The sequence below is a fragment of the Mucilaginibacter sp. genome (genome assembly GCF_036383575.1).
Classification (GTDB): domain Bacteria; phylum Bacteroidota; class Bacteroidia; order Sphingobacteriales; family Sphingobacteriaceae; genus Mucilaginibacter.
Window position 1 is genome coordinate 1 of record NZ_DASVOB010000213.1, and the last position, 8,548, is coordinate 8,548.

The 8,548-nt window shown below is 44.9% G+C and carries 3 protein-coding genes and 1 pseudogene; all 4 read right to left on the minus strand.

What is annotated here, in order from left to right; genetic code table 11:
* Window positions 1-382: 382 nt before the first annotated feature.
* On the minus strand, window positions 383-2,659 hold the full coding sequence (locus tag VF500_RS07665) for a GH92 family glycosyl hydrolase (RefSeq protein WP_330859110.1): 2,277 nt from the start codon (window positions 2,657-2,659) through the stop codon (window positions 383-385).
* 68 nt (window positions 2,660-2,727) lie between these two features.
* Window positions 2,728-4,845, minus strand: a complete 2,118-nt coding sequence (locus VF500_RS07670) for an alpha-L-fucosidase (RefSeq protein ID WP_330859111.1) — start codon at window positions 4,843-4,845, stop codon at window positions 2,728-2,730.
* A 9-nt stretch (window positions 4,846-4,854) separates the two neighbouring features.
* Window positions 4,855-7,149 (minus strand): family 20 glycosylhydrolase, encoded by a 2,295-nt coding sequence (locus tag VF500_RS07675; protein WP_330859112.1) that lies wholly within the window; start codon window positions 7,147-7,149, stop codon window positions 4,855-4,857.
* A 13-nt stretch (window positions 7,150-7,162) separates the two neighbouring features.
* A pseudogene (locus VF500_RS07680) lies at window positions 7,163-8,548 on the minus strand (glycosyl hydrolase); the annotation flags it as partial.

Below are 8,548 nucleotides of genomic sequence, written 5' to 3' on the forward strand. Positions count from 1 at the left end.
TTACGGGTATAACCCGGTGATGAATCAGATACATAACGCAAGCCAACTGCCTTTGCGGTGATCTTCGGATCGCGGCCAATTTTTTCGAGCTTTTTGAGGAGACGGTTCATGTTGGGATAACATGCGGAGGGGAGATTAAGTTTTAATTAGGGATTTATCTTATGGGGATATTTTGAATTATTACCTTAACGCTCTTTAATGAAAAAAGGATGCCCGACAGGCATCCTTTTTTCATTAATATAATTATGTCATTGCGAGGAGCGGTGGTGGATTGTGCCCTTGGCGCGACGTGGCAATCTCGTAGCCATGCAACCCGCCAGCAAATCCGCTCTGTATAGCTACGAGATTGCCGCGCTGCGCTCGCAATGACATATCACAGGGATTATTTCAACACCGAAACCGCTTTATTAGCCTCACCAACACCCCAAACAGTGCCGGGCTTATCGCCCATAGTAATAACTAACTCCCCGCCTGCCATCACATCAGTATGTTTAATATAAGTTTTGGTGTAATCAGTGCCATTAAGGGTCATAGCCTGGATGTATTTGTTTTTAGGGCCGTTATTTTTAACCACTACATGGAATTTTTTATTTCCCTGCAATTGCAGCGTAGCTTCGTTTACTACCGGGCTGCCAAATACATACAAACCATTAGCCGGGTTAACCGGGTAAAAACCTACAGCCGATAACACATACCAGGCCGACATCTGCCCTACATCCTCATTACCAATAATGCCATCCGGTTTATCAGTATAAAAATCATCCAGGATAAACCTCACCTTTTCGGCAGTTTTCCATGGCTTGCCTGAGTATGCGTAATAGTAGCTCATCGGGTGGCTTGGCTCATTACCGTGTGCATACTGACCAATCAAACCTGATACGTCTGGCGATTTAAATTTACCCATATCGCCCTGGGCAATAAACAATGAATCAAGTTTGGTATTGAACTTATCAACCCCGCCCAGCATACTGATCAGGCCTTCCACATCCTGCGGAACAAGGAAAGTGTATTGCCAGCCGTTGCCTTCGGTAAAGTCGCCTGTTTCATGGATAGAGATGAATGGGCTATACGGTGTACGCCATGCATCCTGCGACAAACGGCCACGCATAAAGCCTGCTTTCGCGTCGTAATAGTTTTTGTAGTAGGCACCGCGTTTACTGAAGTAAGCATAATCCTCAGCTTTGCCCAGCTTTTTGGCTACTTGCGCCAGGCTCCAGTCGTCAATGGCATATTCAAGGCCCATTGAAACCGATTCGCGGCTGCTGTCTGCCGGGATGTAACCATATTTTTTAACGTATTTGATTCCGCGCTCATCGCCCATAGCGGTGGTTTTCATAGCCTCGTAGGCTAAATTAGCATCAAAACCTTTGTAACCTTTCAACAAAGCATCGGCAACAACAGGCACCGCGCTATATCCCACCATACAGTTGGTTTCGTTAGCCATTAAATGCCAAACCGGAAGGCTGCCCTGCTGCTGATAAATAGCCAGCATAGAGTTGATCATATCGTTCACATGCTCCGGGTGGATAATGGTTGACAGCGGATTGTTTGACCTGTAGGTATCCCATAGTGAAAATGTGGTTACATTGTTGAAACCTTCGTTTTTGTGTACTTTTTTATCAGTTCCCCAGTATTCGCCGTTAACATCGTTAAAAATAGATGGCGCTATCATGGTATGATAAAAAGCGGTATAAAACTTCTTCATCTGTGATAATGAATCGGCCTTGATCACAATTTTCTGGAACTGTTTATTCCAGGCAGCATCAGCTTCAGCAACCACTTTATTAAAATCCCAGCCCGGTATTTCGGCTTTGATGTTAAGCATGGCATTCTCAGCGCTCACCGGTGATATCCCTACTTTAGCATATACGACCTCACCTTTTGTGGTAGCAAAGCTGATAACGCCTTTCACTTTTACGCCTTTTAGCTCGGTGCCTTTTACATTAGCTGTGCTATCGTAAACCGCAAAAGTTTCGATAGGCTTTGAAAATACAGCAGTGAAATAAATGCGCTGATCATCTGCCCAGCCTTTTGAAAAACGGTAGCCACAAATGGTATTCTTATCCACCTGTTTAATGTAGGTATCCATTGGCCTGTCCCAGCCTATGCCCTCCTGCAAATCGATGAGGATATGTGCATCTTTTGTTGCCGGGAAAGTGTATTTATGCATCCCCACGCGGGTGCTGGCAGTAAGCTCAACGCCGATATCGTATTTTTTTAGCTTAACCTTGTAGTAGCCGGGTTTTACAACCTCGTCCTTATGGCTGAATAACGACACATAACCGCTTTTAAGGTTTTTGTTACTGCCCTTGTATACATTGATGGGCCCTGTTGTTGGCATAAAGGAGATATCGCCCAAATCGCCGATACCTGTGCCGCTTAAATGCGTATGCTGAAAGCCGATGATGGTTGAATCAGAAATATGGTAGCCAGAGCACCAGTCCCAGCCTTCAGAAATATTGGTTGGGCCCAACTGCACCGCACCAAACGGCACACTGGCTCCTACAAAAACGTGTCCATGAAAACCGGTACCGATGTACGGGTCGACATATTGCGTTAAACCGGCTGCCTTTTTCATAGGCTGCGATTTATGCCTTTGTGCCTGGGAGCTTAAATTAACAAGGGCCAGTAAACCGGCCAAAACGAGTTGCTTTTTCATTCTTTACTTAAATGATGGTATTGAGGTTTATATTGCTGCCAAAGTAAACCTCAATACTTAATAGATTATTAATAAACGCTTAATTCGGCCACAGTGATACCGTTGCCTGTAATTACATGTGCGGCTTCAAATTTAAAATACCTTACCGTGATTTCCTGTTTTAATACTACGGGCTGCTCAATAGGGTTCGATTTGATGTTGGCAAATTCGCCCGAAGCTACCTTTTCCCAGGTTTTGCCATCTTTACTAATGTAAAACACATAGCTGTCCACTATACCATCGGCCTGTTTGTCCTGCCTTGGCAAGTAACCGAATGCTTTTATCTTTTGCTCTTTACCCAGATCAACACTGATCTGCTGCGGGAATTGCGCATCTTCTTTTTTCAGCGTACTGTAAAGGCTGCCGGTATTTTCGTCGAAAGCGTTTTCTGTTTTTCCCCAGCCATCGTTAGCGGCTGTAGCATCCAGTACTTTCCAATCGGTTTTAGCGTAGCCGAAAGCAACATAAGCACTTTCGCTTTGCTGATTCTTCCCCTCAAAACTGCGGGCTTTAACCACCCCGCCTTCGTTCAATGTAAATGGCTTGCTGTAAACAGGTGAGCTCAAAGTAGGCTCATGTCCGTCAAGCGTATAATGAATGGCGCTTACCGGGGCTTCGGTGGTTATGCTTACTTCGCCCTTTTTGTTGCGTGAAACTTTTGGTGCCGTTAAATGAACAGGTTCTTTATAGATGCCAAAATCGCTCAAAGCAATAGCCACCGGCGATGCGGTGATCCTTAACCTCAGTTTGCTTGCAGTTATATTTTGTGTTAAACGGATCAACCTGTTACCACCAATACTGGTAGCCTCCCCTATCTGTTCCCATTTGTCATTTAAATAGGCATCAACAGCAACAGCTTCAATACGCTGACCAAGCTTAATATTTTCGCGCAGGCGGATCACATTGAATGTTTTTGGCGAATGGAGATCGATAGTTAAAGTTGGCGTAGTTACCTTATCATCGGTAGCCCAATAGCTGTAACGGCTGTCATCCAGCAAAAATTGCGGACCGAATTTGGCTTTGTTGCCGCCACGCACATTACTTGCAGTTAACGTTGCTCCTTTTGCTAAATTAACCGCGAAGGTTTGTTTCAGCAGGTTGCCGAACTCGGTTAATGATTTAACATCAATTTCGTTAATAATACCTCGCTGGTCGGGAGATAAACCCAAATCAAGCGCTGCACCACGGCCAACGCTTTTGTAATACAGATCAAGCAAGGTATAAGGCGACTTTACACCTTCATCCTGTGCTTTATGATAAAACCATCCCGGACGCAATGACACGTCACACTCGGCCGGCATCCAGTACTTACCGTTGCGGGTACCTTCAGTACCTTCGTAGTCTTTCACATAACCATTAGACGGGATCTTGCCTTCATCAGGTGCATGAGGGGTATAGGTGGCCCAGCAGGTTTCGCCCGCATGACCTTCCTCATTACCTACCCAACGTACATCCGGGCCAACATCGCCAAATAAAACAGCATTTGGTTGTAATTTGCGGGTTATAGCCCAGGTAGTATCCCAGCCATAATAAGTTGAACGGTCAATTTTTCTTACTTCGCGTTTGCCACCGTAATAACCATCACCGCCATTAGCACCGTCATGCCATGAAATAAACAACGGACCGTAATTGGTATACAACTCTTTCAATTGCGCACGATATGTCTTCACATATTCGGCAGTGCCGTAGTTAGGGTTGTTCCTGTCCCATGGTGAGCAGTAAACACCCAGTTTCATACCAAGCTTATCGCAAGCCTCACGATATTCTTTCAGCATATCGCCCTTGCCATTTTTATATGGGCTTTTGGTAATATTGTGTTCAGTAGTTTTAGTTGGCCAAATACAAAAACCATCGTGGTGTTTGGCTACCACTACCACGCCCTTAAAACCGCCTGCTTTTGCAGCGGCTACAATCTGCAAGGCGCTAAACTGCGATGGGTTAAAAATCTTCGGATCTTCATCGCCAAAGCCCCACTCTTTGTTGGTGTAAGTATCCACCCCATAATGGATAATGCAATACATACCGGTTTCCTGCCAGTTGAGCTGCCCCTGCGTGGGCAATACGCCATATGGTTTAGGAGCAGTTTGACTAAAGCCATTTAAGCCGGCGGTTAATAACAATAAGGCAATGCCTGTAAATTTTTTCATAATTGGTTATTAGTTTTTGAACCATGACGACGGCACATCCTGCGGGGCCGAGCCATTAACACTATATTTTAGCAACAGCTTAAAGCCGCCGCCACCTTCAATAAAATCAAGCTTAAACGGATGCGCACCCATTTTTAGTGCAACCTGTCCGCTGCGTTCCTGGGCCGAATGGTTGCCATCGTTATTTACAACAACTTTATCGCCAATGTACAGCACACCGCCGTCATCGCAGGTTAGGTAAAAGCTGTAAATACCATCGGTTGGCACATCTATGTAACCTTTGTAAGCAATGCCAAATGATGGGGCTTTTACTGTTACAGGCACTTCAATTTTATCGGTTGTAAATGTGCTGTCAACTTTTGCGTCCTTCATTAAAGCAGTTTGTTTAAAAAACGCTTTGTAGTAAGTGGCATTCAACCCTGGTTTAGGCGGGGCAATTTTTACCGGGCCCAACATTTGCTGTTGTGCGTAGTTCAAATTATAAACATCGCCACGTGTCCCGGTTGGTGTAAACGCTGCAACCCTTACCAGTTCTGACTTCGTGATAGTTAACGGTGATGGCAATACCGGCGATTTAACATCCGGCAAAGTACCATCAGTAGTATAACGAATAGTAAGGCTTGGCAGTGGTGAGCTTATACTTAGTTTGCCTTCATTTGTAAACACATACTCGTTAAGCAGGTTAGGCAGATCAGGCAAGCGATAGTTGATCTTCAGGGCATCCATCCTTTTGTACTGCTCAGTCAAACGCTTAAGGTATGAATCATATTCACCTTCTTTGTGCGTCCACAGCATTTCGGACAGAGCGGTTAACCGCGGCATATACATATAATCGGCGCGTTTTTCGGATGGGATCATTTCTGACCAGAGATTGGCCTGCGCACCAATAATTGATTTTGCTTCTTCGGCATTCAACACTTTAGGCACCGGGTTAAAATGATACACTTTGCTAACAGAATACTGATCGGGCTGATTGTCAAAATAAAGCGGTTCGCCTGGTGTCATGATCACCGTGTTGCCGTTCTTAACTGCTTTTACAGGCGCATCGGGCACCCAGGTACGCCAGTACATGATAATAGCCGTCGGGCTAATGCCGCCCTCAATTACTTCGTCCCAACCAATCAGTTTACGCCCTTTGGAGTTAAAGAATTTCTCCATGCGGTTAATGAAATAGCTATGTAAGCCAGCCAAATCTTTGATACCTTCTTTAGCCATTAAGGCTTTACAGGCATCTGATTTTCCCCAGTTGGTGCGGTCAACCTCGTCGCCGCCAATGTGAATGTATTTAGACGGGAAGATCTGCATGATCTCGCTGAATACATTCTCGGCAAACTCAAAGGTTGTTTCGTTACAAGGGCAGATAGGTTTGGTAAACAGTTCGCCCCATTTGTTTTCGCCATCGCAGGTTAAAAACGGGTACGAGTTAATAGCCGCCATCATGTGTCCCGGCATATCAATTTCAGGAACAATGTCAATGTGACGTGCAGCAGCATAAGCTACTACGCCTTTCATCTCCTCCTGGGTATAAAAACCACCGTACATGGTCTTACCGTTTTTTTGGATGATATGCTCTTTATCAATCACAAAATCCGGATTATCCTTAGCTTTTTTCATACACGCCGAATCCTGGTTGTTGAAAGTGCGCCACGCACCGGCTTCAGTAAGCAGTGGGTATTTCTTTATTTCGATGCGCCAACCCTGATCATCAGTTAAGTGCAGGTGCAGCTTATTCATCTTGTACAAAGCCATCCTGTCGATAAACTTTTTCAGGTAGCTAACAGAAAAGAAGTGCCTCGATACGTCAAGGTGCATACCGCGCCATTCGTAAACCGGTGCGTCTTCAATAACCACAACAGGCAATGACAGCTGCTTTTGCACAATACCAGCTTCAATGCCAACAGGCAATAATTGGCGGATGGTTTCTACCGCGTGGAACACACCGGCAGGGTCTTTTGCACGGATCACCACCTGCTCCTTAGTAACGCTCATGCGGTAAGCTTCGGGGGTAGTTATACTTGCATCGTAAACCAGGTTAATGGCGTGCGCCTTTTTTACCTCGCTCACTTCAACGGGTTTACCTAAGCCTTTACGAAGCAGATCTTTCAAAGCGTAGGCTTCTGTATTAAAAGCATTGGAGGTTACAATCCCGGTTTGCGCGTTGATGATAAACGAGCCTTCTCCGGCAGTTAACTGTGCAGGATATGGAATTAACGGAAATTTTGCCGCTGTTTCCTGGGCATTAACGCCACCGGCACAGGTAAGCATTAACGCCGCAACTGACAAATATTTTGAAATACTTTTCATTCTCTTCTGGTTTTTATTTGTCGATAGATATGGTTCTTTCAGTTACGTTCCAGCCGCCGATAGTTACGGCAAGGTTTTTATCAGCGCCGGGATTATGGTCAATGATCACTTTTTTAGTTTGACCAGGTAATACCGTTACGTAGTTATCGCTATAAAACGCCGGAAGTATCCGTTGTTTGCTATCAGCATTAACTAACGATAGACGGTTAAAAAATGCCAGAGCGCCGTTACCTTCATTAGTCAGGGTTACTTCAACCTTACCATTTTTCAGGTATTTTGCGGTAGCCCCCAAATTACCGGCAGGCATTTTTTGCAGACCCAAAAAATCACCTTTGGCATCAGGCAGCCAGTAAATATTCTCGCTGATCACTTCTTTATCAGATTTAAGCAATTGCAGGCAAAGGAAAACACCTTTGTCTTTAGCTTCTTTCTCAATTTCTTTTTTCAGCGATAGATAGCGCTTGGTTGTAGTAGGCGTTACATCGGCAAAAACCTGTGTTAATACCTTTTCCCTGCCATCCATATCATAGGTTTTGGCTACCAGCAGCATATTGCTATGCGTTTTAAAGGTATTGTTAGCTACCATTACCATACCATCTGTTTGATTGTACATGATGTGCAAAGGCTCGCTGCCGCTATGCAAACCGTAAAGACAGGCATTAGGGTCAAGATAATAATCATACATCTGGCCGCGCATAGCTGTCCATGGGTTTTGAGTTTTCCAGATGATAGTACCGGTATACCAATCCCACATATGGGAGCTAAAGCCTTCCATGAGGCCACGGTACTGATCATAGTTTACCAACTGTGCCTTGGTTGCAAAGTCTTCAACATTTTTAGCTTTACCGTATTTATCGATAGAGCCATCATAACCAATATATTTATGATAATCCCAAACAGGATCCATTGTTGTTTTCCCGGTTGAGGCATCATATTGAGGAAGAACCATGTTTTCGGCAGGGATAAAGCGTTTTAATGATTCATAATCGCTTACACCAACCGAACCCACTTCCGAGTTGAAGGGATAAGTTTTATAATCCCAGAAAGTTGTAAGGCTTTGGATACCGTAAGGACCATCTCCATTGCCGCCCTGTACATTGCGCGACATTTCTTCGGAGTTTGAATAAGGGATAAACCAGCGGGTGTTATCCAGCTTAGGCATAATGGTATCGCGCAGGGCTGCAAAAATATCTTCGGGCGGGGTGATCTCATTGCCACCACACCAGATAGCCAGCGACGGGAAGTTACGTACCAGTTTAACCTGGTCGGCAACTGATTTTAAATAAAGATCATGATCATCAGGGTATTTACGACGTGTCCATTGGTCGTCCAATTTCATCGGATCTGTCCAGCGGCCGTTGCAATCACCCGATCCCCACATATCCTGGAAAACCAGCAT